Raw genomic sequence first — 23,711 nt, forward strand, 5'->3', positions numbered from 1 at the left:
ATTTAACTGACCTTATAAAAATAGTAAAAAACTGAATATTGTGCAGGCCAAGCGAATGTTTTAAATTACAGCCTGAAATTAAACCATTCCACAACCAAGGAGATTTATATGGCTGACCAGAATCGTTACGAACTCAACAAAAACCTAGCCCAAATGCTCAAGGGTGGCGTCATTATGGATGTGACAACCCCCGAACAAGCCAAAATTGCCGAAGCCGCTGGGGCCGCCGCCGTGATGGCCCTGGAACGCATTCCGGCCGATATCCGTGCCGCGGGCGGTGTATCGCGCATGAGCGACCCCAAGATGATTAAGGGTATTCAGGATGCCGTCTCAATCCCGGTGATGGCCAAATGCCGTATCGGTCATTTTGCCGAAGCGCAAATTTTACAGGCCATCGAGATCGACTACATCGACGAAAGCGAAGTGCTTTCTCCTGCCGACGACATTTTCCACATCAACAAGCGCGAATTTGACGTTCCGTTCGTGTGCGGCGCGAAGGATTTGGGCGAAGCGCTGCGCCGTATCGAAGAAGGCGCATCGATGATCCGTACCAAGGGCGAGCCGGGTACGGGCGACATCGTCCAGGCCGTACGACACATGCGCCTGATGAACCAGGAAATCGCCCGCATTTCGAGCATGCGCGAAGATGAACTCTTTAACCGTGCCAAGGAACTCCAAGTGTCGTACGACCTGGTGCGCTTCGTTCACGACCACAAGAAACTCCCCGTGGTGAACTTCGCTGCCGGTGGTGTTGCCACCCCCGCCGATGCCGCCCTCATGATGCAACTCGGTGCCGAAGGCGTTTTCGTAGGCTCCGGAATTTTCAAGTCCGGCAACCCCGCCAAGCGTGCCGCAGCCATTGTGCAGGCAGTTACCAATTACACCGATGCAAAGCTTATCGCCAAGCTCTCTGAAGACTTGGGCGAAGCCATGGTCGGTATCAACGAACAGGAAATCGCGCTGCTGATGGCCGAAAGGGGAAAGTAATGGGAATTAACAAACCGCAAATTGGCGTGCTAGCTGTGCAGGGGGCATTCATCGAACATGAACGCATTCTGCAATCACTCGGCGCCGAAGTATTTGAAATCAGGCAGTTACGCGACCTTGACCGCCATTTAGACGGTCTCGTACTCCCCGGTGGAGAAAGTACCGTGCAAGGGAAGCTTCTCCACGATTTGGGGCTTTTCGAGCCTCTTCGAAAAAAGATTGTCGAAGGCCTGCCTGTGCTTGCAACATGTGCCGGCGCAATCCTCCTTGCCGAAAAAATTGCAGGCGAAAACAAGGCGCATCTCGCGACGCTCCCCGCGATTATCCGCCGCAATGCCTACGGTCGGCAACTCGGCAGCTTCTTTACGGAAAACGAAGTCGCGCACGTCGGAAAAGTTCCGCAGACTTTTATTCGCGCGCCCTTCTTTGAATCGGTCGGCGAAGGCGTCGAAGTCCTTTCGCGTACGGCAAGTTCGAATACTGCAGATGCTCCCGAGCAAATCGTTGCCGTTCGCTACAAGAACCAGATTGCACTTTCGTTCCATCCGGAACTCAATAGCGACACGAGCATTCACCGGTATTTCTTGAAGTTAGTGGGATGATTCGCTTTCTACTTGCCAAGTGAAGCCTGCCGCCTCGATGGTGCGGAATGTTTCTTCGAGGCTCTGGCCGCCTTCGGTGAGGTAGCCCGAGGCAAAAATAGAATCAGCGATTTTGAAGAGCGTCTTCTCGTGTCCCTTGAAATACACTTCGCGGCCGGCGGCGCAGCGGATATCCGATTTCGGGAGCATCAGGCGCGCAAGGCAAAGCACCTTGATGCAGTATTCGGGCGTCAGCGCCGAAATATCACGCTTCGCTAGGCGCGTGCCTTCTACCGGCAGCAAGAAATTGATGGGCACCGAGTCCGGATTAATCTCCAGCAATTCGAAAAGCATGTCCACCACATCTTCGGGCGTTTCGCCCATGCCGATGATGCCGCCGGAGCAAATTTCGAAACCGAGGCCCTTCAGCATTTTCAGGTTGTCGATTCGTTCTTGGTAAGTGTGCGTGGTGCAGATGCTCGGGTAAAAACGACGGCTGCTGTTCAGGTTGTGATTGATGCGGTTCAACCCAGCTTCTTTAAGAATCAACGCCTGCTTTTCGGTAAGGAATCCGATGGAGCAACAGATTTGCGTGTCGTTCTTTTTCATCTTGCGGATGCGTTCGGCAAGTTTTTCGATGTCGTCGTCCGCAAAACGGATGCCGCTGAGCCCGATGCAGTGCCTCGCCAAATGCATTTCGTCAACGAGGTCGTTGTCGCCATAGAGTTTTTTATCCTCTACATAGCGGTACTTTTCAATAGGTGCCTCGGAGTCGCGCGACTGGGCGCAATAGGCGCAGTTCTGCGTGCAGTTTCCGCTGCGGACATTGGTGAGCAACTGGATGCTGACGCGGTTTCCTTTATACTTTGTACGCAATTTATATGCATTTTCAACAAGCGCAGGCAAGAGTTCTGCATTGGTATTCAGAATATTAAGAGCTTCTTCGCGGGTTAAAGACATTTTAATCCAAATAAAAAAGATGATGCTATAAAATACAAATCGGGTTTACGCGGCACAATATCCGGTGTTATACTATTTTCTTATACCTGCCGATAGCAAAAGGCTATTTTGCGTTTGGCACTTATAAAAAAAACCGATAATACCGCATAAGAATTAAGTATTGGACAATGGCAAAAACGGATTCTATATTTCGCCGCACAAAAGAACAACAAACAAAAACAATAAACAAGCGAGGTATAAGAATGAATCAGAATTTTGTCAAGTCCGCCGTTGCGGCAACCCTCCTGATTGCGGGAACTATCGGGTTTAGCGCATGCTCTTCTTCTGACGAACAGAAGGGCGAAGCATCCGCCAAGAAGGTCGAAAAGCAGACGCTCACCAACGTGTCTTACGACCCGACCCGCGAACTCTACGCGAACTACAACGAAGTCTTCAAGAAGCACTGGAAAGAAAAGACCGGTGGCGAAGTGGAAATCACGCAGTCTCACGGCGGTTCCGGCAAGCAGGCCCTGGAAGTGGCCAACGGTCTTGAAGCTGACGTGGTGACGCTCGCCCTTGAATTCGACGTGAACGCCGTGCGCGACGCGGGCCTCATCGAAGACGGCTGGGTCAAGGAATTCCCGCTGAACAGCTCCCCGTACACATCCACCATTGTGTTCCTGGTCCGCAAGGGCAACCCGAAGGGACTCAAGGATTGGGGCGATCTCGTGAAGCCGGGCATTGGCATCATCACGCCGAATCCGAAAACTTCCGGTGGCGCGCGCTGGAACTACCTTGCCGCCTGGGCATGGGCCGAGAACCAGTATAACGGCGACCAGGAAAAGGCGAAGGATTTCGTGAAGAAACTTTACGCCAACGTTCTCGTGCTTGCCTCGGGTGCTCGCGGCTCCACCACGACCTTTATCGAAAACGGTCAGGGCGACGTGTTGCTCTCCTGGGAAAACGAAGCGTTCCTCGCTCTCAAGGACTACCCGAACGACTACGAAATCGTAATCCCGAGCATCAGCATCCTGGCTGAGCCCTCTGTTGCCATCGTGGACAAGGTGGTTGACAAGCGCGGTACCCGCGAACTTGCCACCGAATACCTGAGCTACCTCTATAGCGACGAGGGCCAGCACATTGCCGCGAAGAATCATTACCGCCCCTCCAACAAGGAGATTCTCGCCCAGTACAAGGAATTCGACCCGAACGTGAACCTGTTCAGCATCGAACGTTTCGGCGGCTGGGACAAGGCGCAAAAGACGCACTTCTCCAACGGCGGCATCTTCGACCAGATTTACGAAAAGAAGTAAGCCAAGTTGTCATTCTGGAGCCTCAAAGAGGCGATAGAATCTAGAGCCAAATTGTCATAGCAAAAATCCTCGCTCTCCGGAGCGGGGATTTTTTTTGTATATTTACCCATATAGCAGTCAATCCCGCTGACAGCGATAAATTCCGGGCGGGTAGTTCAACTCTCTGCTTGACGCCGTTCTCCCTTTGCTGGCGCGACATGCCTGCGATTCGAGGACAGGAACCCTATGGGGAGGCCGGCCCCTGGCGATCAACGTAGAGCACCCCCACGTTTTGTGGGATTCCCAATCTGTCATCAACAGGTTTGTGAACCGGTGTTCTGCGTTTCTACACTCATGCTCCTGTTTACAAACTTCAATAAATTAAACAGGAGATTCTATGAATCGCACTCAACATTTGGCTATGCTCGAGGCCATGAAAATCGACAAGAAGAACCTGCTCAAGTACCAGCAGATTTACAAGTACGCCTACCTCCTGAGTGACGGTGTTTTCAAGATTGTTTTCGCCGAGGAAAAAGACCACACGCTGCTCATTTCGCTGGTGAACGCGATGCTCGACCTGCACGACGGTGACGCCATCAAGTCCATCACGCTCGAAATGCAGGAGTATCCCGGCATTTTCAGCAAGAAGGACTGCATTCTCGACATCATCGGCACGACCAACGCAGGCGAAAAGATCCTGGTTGAGGTCCAGCAGAAAAAGGACAAGTTCTTCAGGGATCGCGTGCAGTATTACCTTTCCCGCGTCATTGAGAACCAGGTCCATGTGAACGAAAAATACGAACTGCCGCGCATCTATTTTCTGGGCCTCCTTGATTTCGAAATGTTCCCGGAAGAACCCGCCGAATACATCCATCACGTGGACGAAATGTGCCATGGCAAGAAGTTCTTCCCGAAAATTCAGAAGGTTTTCGTTGAAATCGACAAGTTTTTCGAGCTTGAAAACGCTGGGACTACCCATGACGACAATTCCGAGGCGGCACAGTGGCTGCGTGCCCTCAAGGCGATTATCAAGGAGGAACCCGCTCCCGAGAAGATTTTGCAGAATGAAACTTTTCAGCACTTGATTAATTCTGTGAAATTGATTAACTTTGCAGAAGAACTTTTTAACGCCGAGGTAAAGAACATGACGGACTTGCGTGCTGAACACGAAGAAGGACTCGCCGAAGGGCGTGAGCTCGGTCAAGCCGAAGGTCGTGAACAGGGCCTTTCCGAAGGCCGTGAACAGGGTCTTTCCGAAGGTCGTGAGCAGGGGCTTTCCGAAGGGCGTGAGCTCGGTCAAGCCGAAGGCGAACTCAAGAGGGCTCGCGAAATAGCGGCAAAGATGCTCGCCAAGAACAAGCCTGTCGAAGAAATCGTGGAATTTACGGGGCTCACGGAATCCGAGATTCACGCGATTGAATCAACCCCCTAGGAGTTGACAACTTCCAAACGATTTAGGCGTTCCCTGCCAGGCCGATTTCGGCGGCGTGTTCACGCATGCCCTCGATGCAGATGGCGGCAACATCCTTCACGTCCATGCCGAGCAGGGTGCAGCCTTTCAAAATGTAGTCGCGATTGCATTTGGCGGCGAATTTCTTGTCCTTGAACTTCTTCATAAAACTTTTCACTTCGAGGTCCAGAATGCCGTTGGGGCGCATTCTCGCGCAGGCCTGGATGATTCCGGTGAGTTCGTCCACGGTGAACAGACTCTTTTCCATGTTGGTCTTGGGTTCCACCTGGTTCACGATTTCAAAACCGTGCGCCAAAATGGCACGCACGTCTTCTTCGGAGACGCCCTGCGCGAGCAGTTCCTTTTCGGTGTGCTGCAGGTGCTCTTCGGGGAATTCTTGGTAGTCGTAATCGTGCAGGTAGCCTACAGCCTGCCAATGTTCAACGTCTTCGCCGAAGTGTTTGGCCATGGCGCCCATGGCGTAGCATACGTTGAGGGAATGGATGACCAGCGATTCTTCGGTTACGTGGCCCTTGTTGATTTCTTTTGCGCGTTCAAGTGTCAAGCTCATCTAATGCCTCCAAATTTTCAGTGGTAATATAAATATTTTCGCATGTCGGTTACACCCTGTTTGTTATAGAAAAAATTGATAATTCAGCATAATTATTAAGTATTGGACACGCGTGAAATCCCGTTCTATATTTGGCGACGCTTATGAAAAGAAAGAGTGTTGTCATACCGGGCTTCGGCCTTACAACAGGGGTGACCCTGGCGATTTTGAGCGTGGTGGTGTTGATTCCGCTTGCTTCGCTGGTCGTGTTTTCGGCCCAGATGAGTGCGAGCGAGATTATCGACGTCATCACGCGGCCGCGCGTACTGTCTAGTTTTAAAGTGAGTTTCTTGACGGCTTTTGTCGCCTCGCTTATCAATGCGGTGATGGGCGTGATTCTCGCCTGGGTGCTGGTGCGTTACACGTTCCCGCTCAAGCGCATCGTGGACGGAACGATTGAGCTCCCGTTTGCGCTCCCTACGGCGGTGGCGGGCATCGCGCTTACGGCGCTCACTGCGGATACGGGCCTTATAGGCGGCTTTTTCGCAAATTTCGGCATCAAGATTGCGTTCACGCGCATCGGCATTACGGTGGCGCTGGTGTTTATCGGCATCCCGTTCGTGGTACGCGCGGTGCAGCCGGTGCTCGAAAAACTGGATCCCGCCTACGAAGAGGCCGCGGGTGTGCTGGGCGCAAGTCGCACGCGGATTTTCTGGAAGGTAATAGTGCCGGAACTGATTCCCGCCATCTTTACGGGGTTCGGGCTCGCTTTCGGGCGCTGCCTCGGCGAATATGGTAGCGTCGTGTTTATCGCTGGCAACATGCCCTTCGAAACCGAAATCGCACCGCTCATCATTATGTCGGAACTCCAGGAATACGACTATTCCAGCGCGACGACAATCGCCCTCGTGATGCTGGTGGCGTCGTTCATCACGCTGTTCCTGGTGAACGTGGTGCAGAACAGGAACGCCAAGATTCTCAAAGGAGGTAGCTAATGAGTGCAGTTACGCAGAGCGGGCTACATCGCGATACGAAAGGCTCAAAACTTGTCAGGTATTCACTGATCGGCATTAGTCTACTTTTCGTCTTCTTGATGCTTATTCTCCCGCTGATTACGGTGATTACCGAAGCGTTCAAGCAGGGCTTTGCGGTGTACAGCAAGGCGGTTGCCGACGATTACACCATCAAGGCGATACTCCTTACGCTAGAGGCCTCGTTCTTCGCGGTCGCCATCAACACGATTTTTGGTTTGTGTGCCGCCTGGAGCCTCACGAAGTTCAAGTTCAAGGGGAAAAAGATTCTCGCGACGCTCATTGACTTGCCGGTGACGGTTTCGCCGATTATCGCGGGCCTGATTTTCTTGCTCACGTTTGGCCGTCAGAGCCCGATTTTCCCGCTGTTGCAGGATGCCGATATCAAGATTGTCTTTGCGGTGCCGGGAATTGTGCTTGCGACGATTTTCGTGACGTTCCCGTTCATTTCGCGTGAATTGATTCCGGTGCTGGAATCGCAGGGAACCGACGAGGAGGAGGCCGCGGCGCTGATGGGTGCGAAGGGTTTTACGATTTTTAGGCGCATCACCTTCCCGCATATCAAGTGGGCGTTCCTTTACGGCGTCGTGCTCTGCGCGGCCCGTGCCATGGGCGAATTCGGTGCGGTGTCTGTCATTTCGGGCCACTTGCGCGGAAAGACCAACACGCTCCCGCTCCATGTGGAAATCCTTTTTAACGAGTTCCAGTACGTGCCTGCGTTTGCGGTGGCGTCGATACTGGTGATGCTTGCCATTCTCATTCTAGTTGCAAGAAGCGTCATTGAACATAAGGGAAGAAAGAAATAGCCTTGAAAATTAGATCCCCGCCTGCGCGGGGATGACGATTGTGAAATAGGAGATTTTATGTACGTCGAACTCAAACATATCAACAAGCATTTCGGAAATTTCAAGGCCTCGGACGATGTGACTGTCGGCATCGAGAAGGGGAAACTCATTGGCCTTTTGGGCCCGAGCGGTTCGGGCAAGACGACGATTCTCCGCATGATTGCAGGGCTCGAGAACCCGGACAGCGGCGAAATCATTATCGACGGGAAAGTCATCAACGATGTGCCCGCGAGCAAGCGCGGCATCGGGTTCGTGTTCCAGAGTTACGCATTGTTCCGCTACATGACCGTCTTTGATAACGTGGCTTTTGGCCTCAAGATTGCGAAGAAACCCGCAAATGAAATCAAGGAACGTGTCCACGAACTCTTGGAACTGGTGGGCCTTTCGGGTCTTGAAAAGCGTTACCCGAGCGAACTTTCGGGCGGACAGCGTCAGCGTGTGGCCTTTGCGCGTGCGCTTGCTCCGAACCCGCAGCTCCTTTTGCTTGACGAACCTTTTGCGGCAATCGACGCGAAGGTGCGACAGGAATTGCGCAGTTGGCTCAAGGGTATGATCCAGAAGCTCGGCGTCACGAGCATCTTCGTGACCCACGACCAGGACGAAGCCATTGAGGTGGCCGACGAAATCATCATCACTAACCGGGGCCGCATCGAGCAGGTGGGCACGCCTTACGAGGTCTACAGCAACCCGAAAACCGCCTTTACGGCATCGTTCTTCGGGCAGCCCAGCATTTTCAAGGACTATAGTAATTTCCGTCGCTTTGACATCCTCGAAAATGCGGAAAACGCGATTGTGCGCCCGGAATTTGTGAAGGTCACCAAGAAAACCGAAGTGCAGAAGTACAAGAATTCTGCAGAAGAAGGCATCGTGGAAGAAGTGGATTTTCGCGGTTATGGTATCGAACTGCGCGTCCGCGTGAACGGGGTCTTGCTTACGGCGCGTCGCTCATTCGATCAGCCGAGAATCGAGGTAGGCGAGAAGGTGGACGTGTTCATCTACCGCATGTTCGTGACCCAGGGCGATACCGCGACCTTGCTCGAAAACAAGTCGCTGCGTGAGCCGGTGGTGGTGATTTAACGAACGGATGCGGCTTTGTTATAGAAAAAACTGATAATTCCGCATAAAAATTAAGTATTGGACGGGGTTGAAATCCCGTTCTATATTTGGCTGCGGATAAAAAAATGTACGGAGACATGCTGAATGGAATTTAATACTGCTTTATTGCACCAGAATTTTGGTAGTGACCGATGTAGCGGTTCTACGCTTGCGCCCATTTACCAGGTGAGCGCCTTTTCACAGGATTCCGCCGAAAAACTCGAAGCCGTGTTCAACAACAAGGCTCCGGGTTTTGCGTATACGCGCATCGCGAACCCCACGAACGATTCTTTTGAACGTCGCATCGCATCGCTCGAGAAGGGGATCGGCGCGGTGGCCTGCTCTTCGGGCATGGCCGCGGTGACTATCTCGCTTTTGAACATTTTGCACGCGGGCGACGAGGTGATTGCGAGTGCCGGGCTTTTTGGCGGTACAATCGACCTGTTCCATGACCTGGAAGCGTTCGGCATCACGACGCGGTTCGTTACCGAAGTGACCGCCGAAAGCGTCCGCGAACAGCTGAACGAAAGGACGAAGGCGGTGTTTACCGAACTTATCGGGAACCCGAAACTGAATGTCGTTGACTTGAAGGCCGTAGCGGATGCCGCGCACGAGGGTGGTGTCCCGTTTATCGTCGATAGCACGACGGCTACGCCGTACCTTGTGCATCCCTTCGATTTCGGCGCGGATATCGTGGTGCATTCGTCTTCGAAGTACATTAACGGCAGCGGTTCTGCGATTAGCGGCCTCATTGTCGATAGCGGGAACTTCCCCTGGGATTACGCCCGCTACAAGGGCCTCGAGGAATACAGGCGTTTTGGCAAGTTCGCCTACATTGCGAAATTGCGCAACGGAATCTGGCGCAACGTGGGTTGCTGCGTTGCTCCCCAGACATCTTTCCTAAATTCGCTCGGGCTCGAGACTCTCGGCCTGCGCATGGATCGCCTTTGCAGCAATGCACTGCAACTCTCGGAATTTTTGCAGGGCTTTGATGACATTTCTGTCAACTATCCGGCCCTGAAAAGCAGCCCCTATTACGACCTTGTGCAGAAGCAGCTTGGCGGCAGGGGAGGCGCGATCCTCACGATTGACGCGGGCACGAAGGAAAGGGCGTTCAAGTTGATTAACGGGCTCAAGTACGCCACCATCGCCACCAATATCGGGGATATCCGCACGCTGGTAATACACCCGGAAAGTACCATCTTTACGCATAGTTCCAGGGAACAGAAGGAACATGCGGGAATTTTCGAAGGGACTATCCGCGTGAGCATCGGTATCGAGAATATCGAGGATCTGAAGGAAGATTTCGAACAAGCGATTAAGAAGATTTAAACGGAGATGCCCGCCTTCTCGGGCATGAAAAAAACGGAGACACAAAAATATGGCAACGGATTATGCAACTCTTAAAAAGGGCGGTTGGATGCGCCAGAAGCAGAAGAACAACTTCTCGCTGCGGGTGCGCGTCGTGGGCGGAAACCTGACCGCCACCCAGCTCGCTAAAATCGCGGAAGTCGCCGACAAGTACGGTGAAGGCTACGCCCATTTGACCTCCAGGCAGAGCGTCGAAATCCCGTTCATCAAACTCGAAAACGTGGAAGACGTGAAGGCTGCTTTGGCCGAAGGTGGTGTGGAACCGGGCGTTTGCGGCCCCCGCGTGCGTACCATCACGGCGTGCCAGGGCGAAGCTGTTTGCCCCAGCGGGTGTATCGACACCTACGCGCTCGCAAAGGAACTCGACGACCGCTATTTTGCCCGCGAACTCCCGCACAAGTTCAAGTTCGGCGTGACCGGTTGCCAGAACAACTGCCTCAAGGCCGAAGAAAACGACGTGGGCATCAAGGGTGCCATCAAGGTCAAGTGGCTCGAGGACAAGTGCATCGGCTGCGGGCTCTGCGCAAAGACTTGCCGCAAGGGCGCCATCAAGGTCGAAAACAAGAAGGTCATCTTCGACGAATCGCAGTGCAACTTCTGCGGTCGATGCTACAAGTCCTGCCCCACGGATGCCTGGGAAGATACCCACGGCTACATTGTGTCCTTCGGCGGTCTTTTCGGCAACAACATCAACAAGGGCGAAACGATTATCCCCTTCATCGAAGACAAGCAAAAGTTGCTCGATATCTGCGATGCGGCCATCACGTTCTTCGCCGAGAACGCGAAGCCTGGTGAACGCTTCAAGTACACCATTGACCGCATCGGTCGCGACGTCTTTGCGAAGAAAATTCTGGAAGCGAGTGTCTAGCGTTAAGAAATGAGCTGGCGGCAACGTATTGCAGAAGAGGCCCGGCAAAGTTATCCGCACGAATGTTGCGGGATTTTGCTCGGGAAAAACGCCCCGGATGGCAAGTTCGAGGTGACGGAAATACGTGCTTTGCCTAACCGGATTCAGGGAGAGGGGAGAGGGACGCATTTCGAGGCGGACCCTCTCTTTCTTTACCAGGTGGAGCGGGAAATCGAAGGAAGCGGGCTTGAAATCGTCGGTTTTTACCACTCGCACCCCGATTATGAGGCGGTCCCGTCCAGGGAAGATGCCAAAAATATGGTCCCTGGGCTTGTTTACGTGATAGTTTCCGTGACAAGGGAGGGGGTTACCGACATCAGAAGTTATAGGCGTTATAAAAAAATCTGATAATTCTGCATAAAAATTAAGTATTGGACATAGGCAAAATCCGGTTCTATATTTCGCGTTGAAAATAATCTGATTGATTATTTTGTTTAAAATTCCACTTTTCTTGTACGGAGGAAAAAGTGAAAATATACATCTCGGCTACCCTTAGAAATTTTTTTGGTAGAAATGCGCGGATAGAGATTCCCGCGAGTACGGTCAGGAAGGCTCTCGCCATCCTTTTGGACATGTATCCGGATGCCAAGAACGTCCTTTACGATGATGGTGGCAAGCTCCGGAACTTTATTCAGATTTATGTCAACGGCAAGAACCTGACGGTGGAAACCCTCTGGGAAACGCCGCTTCCCGAAGAAACGGAAATCCTGTTGTTGCCTGCGATTGCGGGCGGATCGCCTGTTGAAGAAGCGGAGAGCGCTGCGGTCGAAAGTCTCATTTCGGACGAGAGGCGCAAGGAAGTTTCCTTCGATGACAACGAGGTGGAACGCTTCGGCAAGCACCTAATGCTTAAGGAAATCGGCGTGAAGGGCCAGAAACGCATCAAGGCGGCCAAGGTCGTTGTCGCGGGTGCGGGCGCACTCGGGTCGCCTGTAATCCAGTACCTAGCCGCGGCGGGTGTCGGGACCATCAAGGTCATCGATTTCAACGAGGTCTCGCTCGAAAACCTGCAGAGCCAGGTACTTCACGGTTCCCGCGATATCAAGCGCCCGAAAGTCGCCTCCGCCAAGGACAAGGTAAAAAACATCAACAGGAATATCGAATTTATCGCCGAAAAGGTGCAGCTAGATTCTTCGAATATTCTGGAACAGATTGACGGTTACGATTTGGTGGTCGACTGCTCTGACAACTACAAGGCGCGCTACCTCATTAACGATGCGTGTGCGCTGCACGGCATTCCCGTCGTGTTCGGCGCGATTTACCAGTTCGAAGGCCAGGTGGGCATTTTCAATCTGGATGGCGGCCCGTGCTACCGTTGCCAATTCCCGTCGCCTCCGCCGGCAGGGCTCATTCCTTCCTGTTCCGAAGGTGGCGCGATTAGCCCGCTTCCGGGTATTGTGGGGAGCATCCAGGCCAACGAAGCGCTCAAGCTGATTCTCGGTATCGGCGAGCACCTGAACGGAAAACTTTTGCATGTCGATAGCCTGTACCTGACTTCGCGAATCTTGAAGGTGGAGCGCAACAGGAACTGCCCTATTTGCGGGAGCAACCCGACGATTACCGATGTCGAGGAAATCGATTACGATGAACTTTGTGGGCTCAAGACCGAAAACGAAATTCCGGTGGAGGGCTTTACTCCCGAAGAACTCGCGAAGAAGATTGACAATGGCGACCCGATGACTATCGTGGATGTGCGTGAGCCGCATGAACGCGCGATTTTGCGCTTCCCGAACGCCATCGTGATTCCCATCGGGCAGCTGGCCCGCAGGCAAAAAGAACTGGACCCGAACAAGGATACGGTTTTCATCTGCAAGCAGGGCAAACGCAGCATTCTCGCCATCAACACCTTGCGCGAAGCGGGCTACACGGGGCCGCTTTACAACCTGAAGGGCGGCGTCGATGCCATGAAGGATATCATGTTCTCGCACGAAGGCGCATGGCTGTAAAATTTTTTCTCGCAAAATCCTATAGAACTAATAGGAATTCAAAAATCTGCACAGGATCCTATCGGCCTTCGGCCTCCAGGATGACAGGGTGCAACACTTAACTCAAACCCAAGAGGTAAACCACTATGGCAAATGAAGCTACAGAAAAGAAAACCGGCATCAATGCGCTTGGCGCAAAGGCTGCCTACAACCTGGCGAACGTCACCAAGACCAAGCCGCAATTTGGTGCGCTGACTCCCAAGTGGCTCACCAAGTTCCTTGAATTCAAGGGTCTCGAAACGGGCCTGTTCCGTGTGAACAAGGTCGTGGAAGGCGAAACCCCGCTCGATGTTCTTTGCAGCCAGACCAAGAAAACCGACATTATTCCGGAAGGCTATGTCGAATACGAAACCGAACCGCGCGAATACAAGCTCAATTCCATCTCTACGATTATCAACGTGAACACGGCCATCGAAGATGTTTACAGCTCTCCGTACGACCAAGTTCAGGAACAGCTCGGCCTTGCCATCGAATCGCTTCGCGAACGTCAGGAAAGTCAGCTCATCAACAACGACGATTACGGTCTGCTGAAGAACGTGGCTGATTCCCAGCGTATCCAGCCGCTCCGCGCCGACGGCCGCCCCACACCGGACGATCTCGACGAACTCATTTCGAAGGTCTGGAAGGAACCGTCCTTCTTCCTCGCTCACCCGCGTGCCATTGCCGCATTCGAACGCGAATGCACCCGCCGTGGCGTGCCGCCTGTTGTTGTCGATATCGCCGGTGGCAAGTTCCTCACCTGGCGCGGAATTCCTCTGGTCCCGACCGATAAGCTCCTCGTGGACGGCGTGAAGAACCCGAAGTCCCAGGGCGGCAAGACCAATATCTTGCTCGTGCGTACTGGCGAAGCCAAGCGTGGCGTGATTGGCCTCTTCCAGGCCGGTCTCAAGAACGAACACTCTCGTGGCCTTTCCGTGCGCTTCCGCGGCATCGACAACAAGGGCGTTGCTTCTTACCTGCTTTCCCTGTACTGCTCTGCGGCTATCCTTGCCGACGACGCCATTGCAGTCCTTGAAGACGTAGAGGTTGGCGAATACTATGATTACGAATAATCCAGATACCAGATCGCTGGAAGAGCTCGCCGGAGTTCCCAATGCGGCTGAACTGGAGCAGTTGGCGAATGAGTACTTTCCCGACTTGACGGACAGTGCTTATGCTGCAACTCCCGCAGCACCCGAAGTGCAGAACGCTTCTGCGGCTCAGGGAGTGAGTGCTGCCCAAGGGGCAGCTGCCATCAGCCAGACTCCCGCATTCGACTGGGAACATCCGTTTGCGACCTATGGCGACCAGCCGACTTCTTCGGCTCCGTTTGCCTATGGCGGCAATTCCACCGATACCTGGCTCAATACGGTTGAAGCCCCTGCGGTTCCCGAAGCGGAATTTTTGTCGCAGTTCGGCGATGTCCCGGCAGCGCCCGCGCCTGCAACGGGGTATTCTCCGAAGGTCCTTTCCAAGACTCAGGCGGCAGAAAACGCTCGCCCGATAGACGCTCCGACTTCTCTCGGAGGCGATTCCGTGAACAAGGCCGGCAACGCTAACAGCGGCTCCAATTCCCGCAACGAATCCATCCGCATCGGTTCCAAGAACCTTGCGCAAATCCGTAGCGACTTCCCGATTCTTTCGAAGCAGATAAACGGGCATCCTCTCGTTTGGCTCGATAACGGTGCAACGACGCAGCGCCCGCAAGTGGTGATTGACCGCCTCAAGTACTACTACGAAAACGAGAACTCCAACGTGCACCGTGGCGCCCATACGCTTGCGGCTGCATCGACGGATGCCTACGAAAACGCCCGTAACATCGTGCGTGACTTTATCGGGGCCCCGTCTTCGCAGGAAATCGTATTCGTACGCGGTACCACCGAGGCCATCAACCTGGTGGCCAACGCTTACGTGAAGCCGACGCTCCAGCCGGGTGACGAAATCATTGTCTCCATCCTGGAACACCACGCGAACATCGTGCCGTGGCAGCTCATTGCCGAAGAAACGGGCGCCATCATCAAGGTGATTCCGTGTGATTCTACCGGCCAGCTCAAATTGCACGATTACGAGGCTCTGTTCACGAAGCGCACCAAGTTTGTTTCTGTGACTCACGTTTCGAACGTACTCGGTACGGTCACCCCGATCGAGGAACTCATCGCGATTGCCCACAGGCACGGCGTGAGAATCCTCATTGACGGCGCGCAGTCCATCGCTCACATTCCGGTGAATGTTTCCGCCCTCGACGCAGACTTCTTCGTGTTCTCCGGACACAAGGTGTTTGCTCCGACCGGTATCGGCGTCGTTTACGGCAAGAAGGAATTGCTCGAAGCGGCCCGCCCGTACCATGGCGGTGGCAACATGATTGCTGACGTGACCTTCGAGCGCACCATCTACAACGGAATCCCGAACAAGTTCGAAGCGGGAACCGGAAGCATCGCCGACGCTGTTGGCCTCGGTGCGGCCCTCCAGTACCTCTCCGAAATCGGGATGCCCTGCGTGTTCCGCTGGGAACATGAACTGCTGCAGTATGGCCTCAAGGAACTTAAGACCGTCAAGGGTCTGCACCTTGTAGGTACGGCGCTCAACAAGGCTTCTGCTCTCGCCTTCAAGCTCGACGGATATTCCGACGAAGAAGTGGGCAAGAGGCTCGACGCCTACGGTGTTGCCGTGCGTACAGGTCACCACTGCGCACAGCCGATACTCAGGCATTTCGGTTACGAAAGTACCGTTCGCCCGACGCTTGCGCTGTACAACTCTCCGGACGACATCGACGCTCTTGTGAGGGCGCTGAAGACGTTCGCATAGGTTAGACTAAGACGGCCCTTCGGCAGGCTCAGGGACCTAAACAAGTTCACTGAGCTTGTCGAAGTGAACGCCGTAATTCTCTTTCAACAAATTTGACTCATGCACGAACTTATCCAGGAATCAGAAGTCGAAAAAGCTGTCCAGACGATTTTTGCCGATTACAATCGCGGCAAGCATATCGACAACATTGACATCTATAATCGACCCGACCAGGCCGAGATTCAGACGATTTTGCAGAACCTGATCCGTGTGGTTTATCCCGGACATTTCAGGGACCGCTCGCACAAGATTTACAACCCGAAGAATAGCTTCGCGGTCATTATCGAAGATACTTTTTACCACCTCCACAAGCAGGTGGCCATCGCGCTTGATTATTGCAAGCTCCGTGGTACCATGACTTCGGACGAGCGCAAGATTGAAAGCTACCGTATCTGCAAGGAATTTTTCGCGAAGATTCCTTGGATTCGCGAATGTCTTGAAACCGATTTGCATGCCGCTTTTGATGGCGACCCTGCAGCCGGCTGCCTCGACGAAATTATCCTTGCGTATCCGGGCCTTATGGCGACAACCATCTTTCGCATTGCCCATGAACTTTACCTTTTGCATGTTCCGGTTCTCCCGCGGCTCATGACTGAGTATGCGCATTCCAAGACGGGAATTGACATCCATCCGGGTGCATCCATCGGCAAGTACTTCTTTATCGATCACGGTACGGGCATTGTGATTGGCGAAACTGCGGTTATTGGCAATAACGTGAAGATTTACCAGGGCGTGACTCTCGGTGCGCTCTCGACGCGCGGGGGTCAGCGCCTCTCCGGCAAAAAACGTCATCCGACCATTCAAGACAACGTAACTATTTACGCGAACGCATCCATTCTAGGCGGCGATACGGTTGTAGGCGAAAATGCCATTATCGGTGGCAGTGCCTTCATCACGAGTTCTGTCGCGCCCAATACCCGCGTGAGCATGAAGAGCCTTGAAATGGACTACGTTTCTACCGATAAGCAACACAAGACGGAAGAAATTACCCAGAGCGAGGAGTGGTACTACATTATTTAGACGAAAGATCGCTCGCAAACTCGCTACAGACGAAAGATTAATGTGCTCTGAATTAATTTAACGTCATCAAAAAATCACAGGATGGCAACTTGCTATAGAAAAAACCGATAATTCAGCATAAAAACAATGTATTGGACGCGTGCGAAAACGCGTTCTATATTTGGGCCAGATTAAAACAACAATGTACGGAGAAACAACAATGGCAGAAATAAAAATCGACGATACCATCGACATTACCGATGTCGTGTGCCCGACTACTTTCGTGAAGGCGAAGGTCGCCCTCGAGGAACTGGAAGAAGGCCAAATCCTTTCTATCCGCCTGAACGACGGCGAACCGGTGCAGAACGTGCCGCGCAGCATCAAGGAAGAGGGTCACGAAATCTTGAAACTTGACGACAACCAGGACGGAACCTACACGCTCATCGTGAAGAAGGTCGGCGACTAACCAAGGAGTATAAAATGATTATTACTGTTGCAGGAAACAAGAAAGAATACAAGGACGGCCTCACCGTCGCAGAACTGATTGAAGCCGAGAAAATTGACAACCCGCTTTACGTGACGGTTTCGGTGAACGAGGAATTTGTTGAGGGCGGAACGTTTGACAAGGCCGTGCTCAAGGACGGCGACAGCGTCGAGTTCCTCTACTTCATGGGAGGTGGCTGTTAATGGCTTTTACTAACGAACAGCTGGAGCGCTATTCGCGCCACATCATCTTGAAAGAGGTGGGCGCGAAGGGCCAGAAGAAGCTCCTGAACGCAAAAGTTCTCGTGATTGGCGCGGGTGGCCTCGGCGCTCCCGTGGCGATGTACCTTGCTGCAGCAGGCGTGGGCACGATAGGCATTGCCGATGCCGACGTGGTTGACCTTTCCAATTTGCAACGCCAGATTATCCATGCGACGGCCGATGTGGGCAAGCCCAAGGTGCAGTCCGCGAAAGAGACGATGGAAGCGATGAACCCCGACGTGAAAGTGGTTACGTACCACACCTTCGTCACCAGCGACAACATCCTCGACCTCATCAAGGACTACGATTTCATCATCGACGGCACCGACAATTTCCCGGCGAAGTTCCTCATCAACGACGCTTGCGTGATGGCGAAGAAACCTTTCTCCCATGCGGGCATCATCCGCTTCCAGGGCCAGCTCATGACGTATGTTCCGGGCCAGGGCCCCTGCTACCGCTGCGTGTTCAAGGAGCCGCCTCCGAAAGATGCCGTGCCGACATGCAAGCAGGCGGGCGTGATTGGCGCTATGGGCGGCGTTATCGGTAGCTTGCAGGCGATGGAAACCGTCAAGTACATTCTCGGCGTGGGCAATTTGCTCACGGGCTACTTGCTCACTTACAATGCGCTCACGATGGAATTCCGCAAGGTGAAACTCCCGACGCATACCGAAGACTGCGCCGTGTGCGGCACGCACCCGACCATCACCCAGCTCATCGACTACGAACAGGCGGTTTGCGATTTGAAGCATTAAACCTTTGTTGTCATGCCCGCGTAGGCGGGCATCTCCCCTAAAAAAGATCCCCACCTTGGTGGCCATGCGCACTAAACAACAAGTTGTTAAGTGCTGTCCGCCCGGTCAAGCCGGGGATGACATTGGAGAAAAAATGATTTCCATTTCAAAAGACAACTACGAAAAAATCCTCGCGCATGCCGAAAAGAACCTGCCCGAAGAGGCCTGCGGGCTGATTGCGGGGCGCATCGAAGGTAGCGACAAGCATATCGAGAAGGTCTACCTGCTCACGAATATCGACCATTCGAACGAGCATTTTTCGCTGGACCCCAAGGAACAGCTTGCCGCCATCAAGGACATGCGTGCAAACGGCCTCTCGCCGCTGGGCAACTGGCATTCTCATCCGGAATCCCCTTCGCGCCCGTCGGAAGAAGACAAGCGCCTTGCCTACGATAGCAGGGCGAGCTACTTGATTCTTTCGCTCATGGACCGCGAACATCCGGTGCTCAATTCCTTCCACATTGAGGGCGATACCGCCACGAACGAAGGGCTTGTAATCGCCTAAAGATCTCCGTACAACGGTGCCTCCGGGGCTTATGTGAAATTCCTGCCCTGGAGGCACTTTTGCGTTTTTAGTGCAAAAATGGTATTTTTGCGTTGTTTTGCCTAACAACGGCTTTTTCTGCGCGATAAGTGAAATCGAACCGCCCTTATCTATATTATAGCCGGGTTTGTTATGGATAGGTTAAATCAACTCTTGGGAGAACGAAATGAAAAACCTGTCCGTATTATCGGTCGCCTTGCTGTGCGCTTCCATGGCCACCGCGGCGGAAAATTCAATCTACACCGGCACATTCTTCGACGATAGCGGAGCCTACTTTGGCCCCGACTGCGAAAAGGATGGCACGCAATCTACGGGCGCCTACTACACGGGCGATTACACGAGCCCGTTCAAGACGTTCCTCGGCAAGACTGACGAAGACATACAGAATAAGCTTGACGAACTCTGGAATCACTATTTTGGCGGGCAGAATGACAAGACCGTGTATTACGAAGACAACGACGGCGGCTACATTGTCGATATAAACAACAACGACATCCGCTCCGAGGGCATGAGCTACGGCATGATGATTGCCGTGCAGACCAACCACAAGGAACAGTTCGGCAAACTCTGGAACTGGGCCAAGAAACACATGTGGAGCAATCCTGCCACGGGCGGAAGCGGCTATTTCGCGTGGCAGGCAAACCGCGACGGTTCCGTGCGCGATTGGGGCAACGCTCCCGACGGCGAAATCTACTTCATGATGGCGCTTTTGTTTGCGGCCAACCGCTGGGACGACGCTCAATACATGAAGGACGCACAGAGCATCTTGAAGGCCTGCTGGAAAGGCAACGGCCAATCCCTGTACAGCGAACAGTCCTTCATTGCTACGTTCCAGCCGAGCGACGGCAACAACACCTGGGGCGACGCCTCTTACAGTTTGCCCGCATTCGTGGACCTGTTCAGCCGCTGGTCCGACACCAACACCGACAAGTGGAAAAAGGCGACGAAGGCCACCCGCGACCACATCTACAATTCCGCAAACCCGCAGTCGGGCCTGTGCAGCGACTACAGCAACTTCGACGGGACTCCGCACTACGCCTTTAGCGACAATTCTACGAAATACGCGTTTGATGCCATCCGTTGCCCCATGAACTACGGCATGGACAGCTACCTGTTCGGCGTGGATATGGAACGCCAGACGAAAATCGCGAAGGTGATTACCGACTTCTTCGAAAAGGACGGGTACAGGCACGGGCATTTCAACTGGGACGGCACCAACGGATACGGCGATTTCACCATCGGCCAGGCGGGTGCGAATGCGGTTGCTACCTATGCCCTGCTTGAAGAAGAGGGCTACAAGGATTTGGTGAAGAAGGTGCTGCAGAAGGCCTGGGATTCCAAGCCCATCGTCGGTAGCCAGCGTTACTACGACGGCCTGGTGCATTACCTCGCCATGCTCCATCTCACCGGCAACTTCAAGATTTGGAAGAAGAAGCCCGAGATCGAGAAAAAGACGGCAGAGGGTGAATACAACGGCGTGAGTTATGAAAACGACACCACGTTTCACGCTTTTGAATCGTGCAAGCTCTACGAGGTGGCGGTGACTGCGAAGAAGGTTGCTCCGGGTCCGGACGCAATTTCAAATGCACTTAACTTTAATACTGACATAAAGATACGTGCACATGCAAATTCCATCTTTATCGAGAATGCGCCTGCCGGTTCCAGGTTCACGGTTTCCGACCTCAACGGTCGCGTGCTTGTGAAATCAAGAACGCAGTCCGCGATGCACGAAGTGCGTATCGAAAACAGGGGAGCGCTGCTCGTGATTGTCGGTAACAGGGCGTACAAAGTCGTGAAATAAATTTTCTTGACCGCGTGTTTTTGCTTCGGGGCAGGCATCGTGTTTGCCCCGAAAAATTTTTTATTTTTGGGATGTTGAATTTTAATTTTGAATCGGTAGAAAAAGATGTTTAAAGTAGGTTTTGATAACGAAGCGTACCTCAAGACGCAGTCCGAAAAAATTGCCGAACGCATCGCGAAGTTCGGCGGAAAACTTTACCTGGAATTTGGCGGAAAACTGTTTGATGACCATCACGCATCCCGCGTGTTGCCTGGCTTCGCGCCCGACAGTAAAATCCGCATGCTCGAAAAAATCAAGGACAAGGCCGAAGTCATTATCGCCATTAATGCGGGTGACATCGAAAAGAACAAGGTCCGCGGCGACCTCGGTATTACCTACGACCAGGACGTGCTCCGCCTGATTGACGCGTTCCGCGGTTATGGCCTCTACGTGAGCTCTGTGGTGCTGACCCGCTGGCAGGAACAGCCGAGTGCCGTTGCCTACCAGAAGAAGCTGGAAGGACTGGGACTCAAGGTTTACCGCCACTACCCGATTGCGGGTTACCCGAGCAATATTCCTTTGGTTGTAAGCGACGACGGTTACGGCAAGAACGAGTTTGTCGAAACGACTCGCGAACTTGTGGTGGTGACGGCTCCCGGCCCCGGGAGTGGAAAGATGGCCGTGTGCCTCTCGCAGATTTATCACGAGAACAAGCGTGGCATCAAGGCGGGCTACGCGAAGTTTGAGACGTTCCCCATCTGGAACATCCCGCTCAAGCATCCGGTGAACCTCGCGTACGAGGCGGCGACCGCCGACCTGAACGACGTGAACATGATTGACCCGTTCCATCTGGAAGCTTACGGACAAACTACCATCAACTACAACCGCGACGTGGAAATTTTCCCGGTGCTGAACGCGCTGTTTACGCGCATTCTGGGAGAATCTCCGTACAAAAGCCCTACGGACATGGGCGTGAACATGGCGGGCAACTGCATTATCGACGATGAAGCTGTTTGCGAGGCCGCCAAGCAGGAAATCATCCGCCGCTACTATAACACGCTCTGCGACGTGCGCAAGGGCAATGCGGAAAAGGACCAGATTTACAAGCAGGAACTCATCATGGAGCAGGCGCAGATTAGCACTGCCGACCGCCCCGTGATTGCGGCTGCCGTGGAACGCGCGCAGTTGACCGAAGGTCCCGCGGTCGCCATCCAGCTGAACGACGGTGCAATCATCTCGGCGAAGACCTCTTCGCTGTTGGGTGCATCTTCTGCCATGCTGCTTGACGCACTCAAGCATCTTGCGGGTATCCCCGACGAAGTGCGCCTGCTTTCGCCGATGGTCATCGAGCCGATTCAGAATCTGAAGACGAAACAGCTTGGCCACAGGAATCCGCGCTTGCACATGGACGAGGCCCTCGTGGCGCTCTCTGTGTGTGCCCTCACGGACTACAACGCGAAAATCGCCCTAGAGAAGTTGCCGGAACTCCGCCACTGCGAAGTGCATTCCAGCGTTATCCTCTCGCAGGTCGATGTGGGCGTGTTCCGCCGCCTGGGCGTGAACCTCACGACGGAACCGAATTATCAGTCCGGCAACCTTTACCATGGATAAAAAGTCGTCTAGACTTCGTCTAACTTCGTTCTCAACCCAACTCGCCGTACCAGTTGTACGGCTTCGGGGTCTGCGGCCTCGTTATACTCGTCTATACGACTTTTTAATGACTTTTCTCTAGTTGGTGCGAAGATTTGAAAAAAATGCCGCGATTGAATCGCGGTCTTTTTGATGTTTGCGGTGCGGCCCCTCGGCAAGCTCGGGGACCTTATTTGACGGATGCAGTCAGCAGTTTTGTTGTGAGCTGCAAGCGCCCGGTATTAACCGGGCGTGGCAACGAGAGCGAGGCCTAACGGGATTTACTTGCCAGCGGCTTGGCCGAGCAGTCGTGTGGCTGCTGCCACATACTCAGCCGGGTTCGGGAGCGGAGAACCTTCGGCAAGCAGAGCCTGACCGTAGAGGGCCTTCGGCCAATCGCCCAGGTCTTCCTTCGCGGAGGCGTTCAGCGCGAACAGGAACACAGCAATGAATGCGATTGCTGTTTTCTTGAAATATTTGGACAAATTAGTTACCGCCGTTTCGTGCAATACCTATCAGGTAGAATAGACCGAAAACTACGATATCCGCCGCCACGATGGTCGAACCCACGGGAGTTCCGGCGAGAATAGCGACTACGATGCCGATAAGCGAGCAAATCACGGATATGGTGGCCGCAGCGACCGTTACCGAGAAAAAGCTCTTGAATACGCGCATGGCCGAAAGTGCCGGGAAAACCACGAGGGCCGATACCAAAAGCGCACCCACAAGGTTCATGGCGAGTACGATAATCGTTGCGACGATGACCGCAATCAGCAGGTTGAAAAGCGCAGTGTTGACGCCTGTGGCTCGTGCGAAATTCTCGTCGAACGTGATGGAGAAAATCTTGTTGTAGAAGAGGACGAAGCAGAAAAGAACCACGCACGAGAGCGCTATGCACAGGATGACCTCTTCCAGTTTCAGCGTGAGGATGGACGTGGAACCGAAAAGCGTGGTGCACACGTCGCCCGAGATGTTTGCCGAAGTGGAAAATATGTTCATCAGCAGGTAGCCGATGGCAAGCGCACCGACCGATACCATGGCGACGGCGGCATCGCCCTTGATGCGAGCGTTTTTCCCGGTGCAGAGCAGGAGTACTGCCACGGCTATGGTTACCGGCAAGATGATGAGCATGTTGTTTGTCACCTTGAGTACTGCTGCAATGGCAAGTGCGCCGAATGCGACGTGCGAAAGGCCGTCGCCGATATAGGAGTAGCGCTTGAGTACGAGGGTAACGCCCAGCAGCGACGAACAGAGCGATACGAGTACGCCTACGATAATCGCGTAGCGCACGAAGGGAAAGTCCAGGTAGAAAAGAAGCGTATCAATTGGCATACCGTACATTGTCATCCCCGCGAATGCGGGGATCTC

Annotated in this window: 24 protein-coding genes; 20 read left to right on the top strand and 4 right to left on the bottom strand. The window is 53.5% G+C overall.

Translation table 11 applies throughout. From position 1 onward, the window contains the following. Positions 1–108 precede the first annotated feature (108 nt). Positions 109–987, top strand: a complete 879-nt coding sequence (pdxS, locus tag BUA44_RS06940) for a pyridoxal 5'-phosphate synthase lyase subunit PdxS (protein ID WP_072810136.1) — start codon at positions 109–111, stop codon at positions 985–987. Next, positions 987–1,589 (top strand): pyridoxal 5'-phosphate synthase glutaminase subunit PdxT, encoded by a 603-nt coding sequence (pdxT, locus tag BUA44_RS06945; RefSeq protein ID WP_072810138.1) that lies wholly within the window; start codon positions 987–989, stop codon positions 1,587–1,589. The genes pdxS and pdxT overlap by 1 nt, the downstream gene beginning before the upstream one ends. Here the strand turns inward: pdxT and bioB are convergent. After that, positions 1,578–2,528, bottom strand: coding sequence for a biotin synthase BioB (bioB, locus tag BUA44_RS06950; protein WP_072810140.1), 951 nt, complete (start codon positions 2,526–2,528; stop codon positions 1,578–1,580). The two genes, pdxT and bioB, sit on opposite strands and share 12 nt — an antisense overlap. 242 nt (positions 2,529–2,770) lie before the next feature. Between bioB and BUA44_RS06955 the strand changes: the two genes are divergently transcribed. Together BUA44_RS06955 and BUA44_RS06960 are read left to right on the top strand one after the other, a co-directional pair. Further along, the gene (locus tag BUA44_RS06955; protein ID WP_072810142.1) at positions 2,771–3,820 is read left to right on the top strand and encodes a sulfate ABC transporter substrate-binding protein; all 1,050 of its coding nucleotides are present in this window, start codon (positions 2,771–2,773) and stop codon (positions 3,818–3,820) included. A 376-nt stretch (positions 3,821–4,196) separates the two neighbouring features. After that, positions 4,197–5,231, top strand: coding sequence for an Rpn family recombination-promoting nuclease/putative transposase (locus tag BUA44_RS06960; protein WP_083579518.1), 1,035 nt, complete (start codon positions 4,197–4,199; stop codon positions 5,229–5,231). Between the two features lie 22 nt (positions 5,232–5,253). Here BUA44_RS06960 and BUA44_RS06965 read toward each other — a convergent pair whose 3' ends face one another. Further along, positions 5,254–5,820, bottom strand: a complete 567-nt coding sequence (locus tag BUA44_RS06965; RefSeq protein WP_072810146.1) for an HD domain-containing protein — start codon at positions 5,818–5,820, stop codon at positions 5,254–5,256. 143 nt (positions 5,821–5,963) lie between these two features. Here BUA44_RS06965 and cysT point away from each other — a divergent pair, with 143 nt between their 5' ends. From cysT to BUA44_RS07045, 16 genes are all read left to right on the top strand, one after another. Next, a complete protein-coding gene (cysT, locus tag BUA44_RS06970; protein ID WP_072810147.1) occupies positions 5,964–6,794 on the top strand; it encodes a sulfate ABC transporter permease subunit CysT in 831 nt (276 codons plus the stop codon). Continuing rightward, positions 6,794–7,636: a sulfate ABC transporter permease subunit CysW gene (gene cysW, locus BUA44_RS06975; protein WP_072810149.1), complete on the top strand. Its 843-nt coding sequence runs from the start codon at positions 6,794–6,796 to the stop codon at positions 7,634–7,636. The genes cysT and cysW overlap by 1 nt, the downstream gene beginning before the upstream one ends. 57 nt (positions 7,637–7,693) lie before the next feature. Further along, a complete protein-coding gene (locus BUA44_RS06980; protein ID WP_072810151.1) occupies positions 7,694–8,752 on the top strand; it encodes an ABC transporter ATP-binding protein in 1,059 nt (352 codons plus the stop codon). A 123-nt stretch (positions 8,753–8,875) separates the two neighbouring features. Further along, entirely contained in the window at positions 8,876–10,102 is a 1,227-nt protein-coding gene (locus tag BUA44_RS06985; protein ID WP_072810154.1) for an O-acetylhomoserine aminocarboxypropyltransferase/cysteine synthase family protein, read from the top strand. Positions 10,103–10,151: 49 nt separating this feature from the next. After that, the gene (locus tag BUA44_RS06990) at positions 10,152–11,009 is read left to right on the top strand and encodes a 4Fe-4S binding protein (protein WP_072810156.1); all 858 of its coding nucleotides are present in this window, start codon (positions 10,152–10,154) and stop codon (positions 11,007–11,009) included. Between the two features lie 9 nt (positions 11,010–11,018). Next, entirely contained in the window at positions 11,019–11,396 is a 378-nt protein-coding gene (locus BUA44_RS06995) for a M67 family metallopeptidase (protein WP_072810158.1), read from the top strand. A 119-nt stretch (positions 11,397–11,515) separates the two neighbouring features. Continuing rightward, positions 11,516–12,994: a molybdopterin-synthase adenylyltransferase MoeB gene (gene moeB / locus BUA44_RS07000; RefSeq protein ID WP_072810160.1), complete on the top strand. Its 1,479-nt coding sequence runs from the start codon at positions 11,516–11,518 to the stop codon at positions 12,992–12,994. A 125-nt stretch (positions 12,995–13,119) separates the two neighbouring features. Next, entirely contained in the window at positions 13,120–14,085 is a 966-nt protein-coding gene (locus tag BUA44_RS07005; RefSeq protein ID WP_072810161.1) for a family 2A encapsulin nanocompartment shell protein, read from the top strand. Next, the gene (locus BUA44_RS07010) at positions 14,072–15,817 is read left to right on the top strand and encodes a cysteine desulfurase (RefSeq protein ID WP_072810163.1); all 1,746 of its coding nucleotides are present in this window, start codon (positions 14,072–14,074) and stop codon (positions 15,815–15,817) included. The genes BUA44_RS07005 and BUA44_RS07010 overlap by 14 nt, the downstream gene beginning before the upstream one ends. 99 nt (positions 15,818–15,916) lie before the next feature. Continuing rightward, entirely contained in the window at positions 15,917–16,876 is a 960-nt protein-coding gene (locus tag BUA44_RS07015) for a serine O-acetyltransferase (RefSeq protein WP_072810166.1), read from the top strand. A 199-nt stretch (positions 16,877–17,075) separates the two neighbouring features. Then, the gene (locus tag BUA44_RS07020) at positions 17,076–17,321 is read left to right on the top strand and encodes a sulfurtransferase TusA family protein (RefSeq protein ID WP_072810168.1); all 246 of its coding nucleotides are present in this window, start codon (positions 17,076–17,078) and stop codon (positions 17,319–17,321) included. Between the two features lie 14 nt (positions 17,322–17,335). Beyond that, positions 17,336–17,542: a sulfur carrier protein ThiS gene (gene thiS / locus BUA44_RS07025; RefSeq protein ID WP_072810170.1), complete on the top strand. Its 207-nt coding sequence runs from the start codon at positions 17,336–17,338 to the stop codon at positions 17,540–17,542. Beyond that, a complete protein-coding gene (locus BUA44_RS07030; RefSeq protein WP_072810173.1) occupies positions 17,542–18,351 on the top strand; it encodes a HesA/MoeB/ThiF family protein in 810 nt (269 codons plus the stop codon). The genes thiS and BUA44_RS07030 overlap by 1 nt, the downstream gene beginning before the upstream one ends. A gap of 133 nt (positions 18,352–18,484) precedes the next feature. Beyond that, complete coding sequence (locus tag BUA44_RS07035; protein ID WP_072810176.1) at positions 18,485–18,895, top strand: M67 family metallopeptidase; 411 nt, start codon at positions 18,485–18,487, stop codon at positions 18,893–18,895. 205 nt (positions 18,896–19,100) lie between these two features. Further along, positions 19,101–20,735, top strand: coding sequence for a glycosyl hydrolase family 8 (locus tag BUA44_RS07040; RefSeq protein ID WP_072810178.1), 1,635 nt, complete (start codon positions 19,101–19,103; stop codon positions 20,733–20,735). 105 nt (positions 20,736–20,840) lie between these two features. Beyond that, complete coding sequence (locus tag BUA44_RS07045; protein ID WP_072810181.1) at positions 20,841–22,325, top strand: DUF1846 domain-containing protein; 1,485 nt, start codon at positions 20,841–20,843, stop codon at positions 22,323–22,325. Between the two features lie 299 nt (positions 22,326–22,624). Here the strand turns inward: BUA44_RS07045 and BUA44_RS07050 are convergent, their stop codons facing one another. Together BUA44_RS07050 and BUA44_RS07055 are read right to left on the bottom strand one after the other, a co-directional pair. Then, positions 22,625–22,828: a hypothetical protein gene (locus BUA44_RS07050; RefSeq protein WP_072810184.1), complete on the bottom strand. Its 204-nt coding sequence runs from the start codon at positions 22,826–22,828 to the stop codon at positions 22,625–22,627. A 1-nt stretch (position 22,829) separates the two neighbouring features. Further along, complete coding sequence (locus BUA44_RS07055) at positions 22,830–23,684, bottom strand: metal ABC transporter permease (RefSeq protein WP_178348757.1); 855 nt, start codon at positions 23,682–23,684, stop codon at positions 22,830–22,832. Between the last annotated feature and the right edge of the window lie 27 nt (positions 23,685–23,711).

This window comes from Fibrobacter sp. UWR3 (assembly GCF_900143055.1).
GTDB lineage: Bacteria > Fibrobacterota > Fibrobacteria > Fibrobacterales > Fibrobacteraceae > Fibrobacter.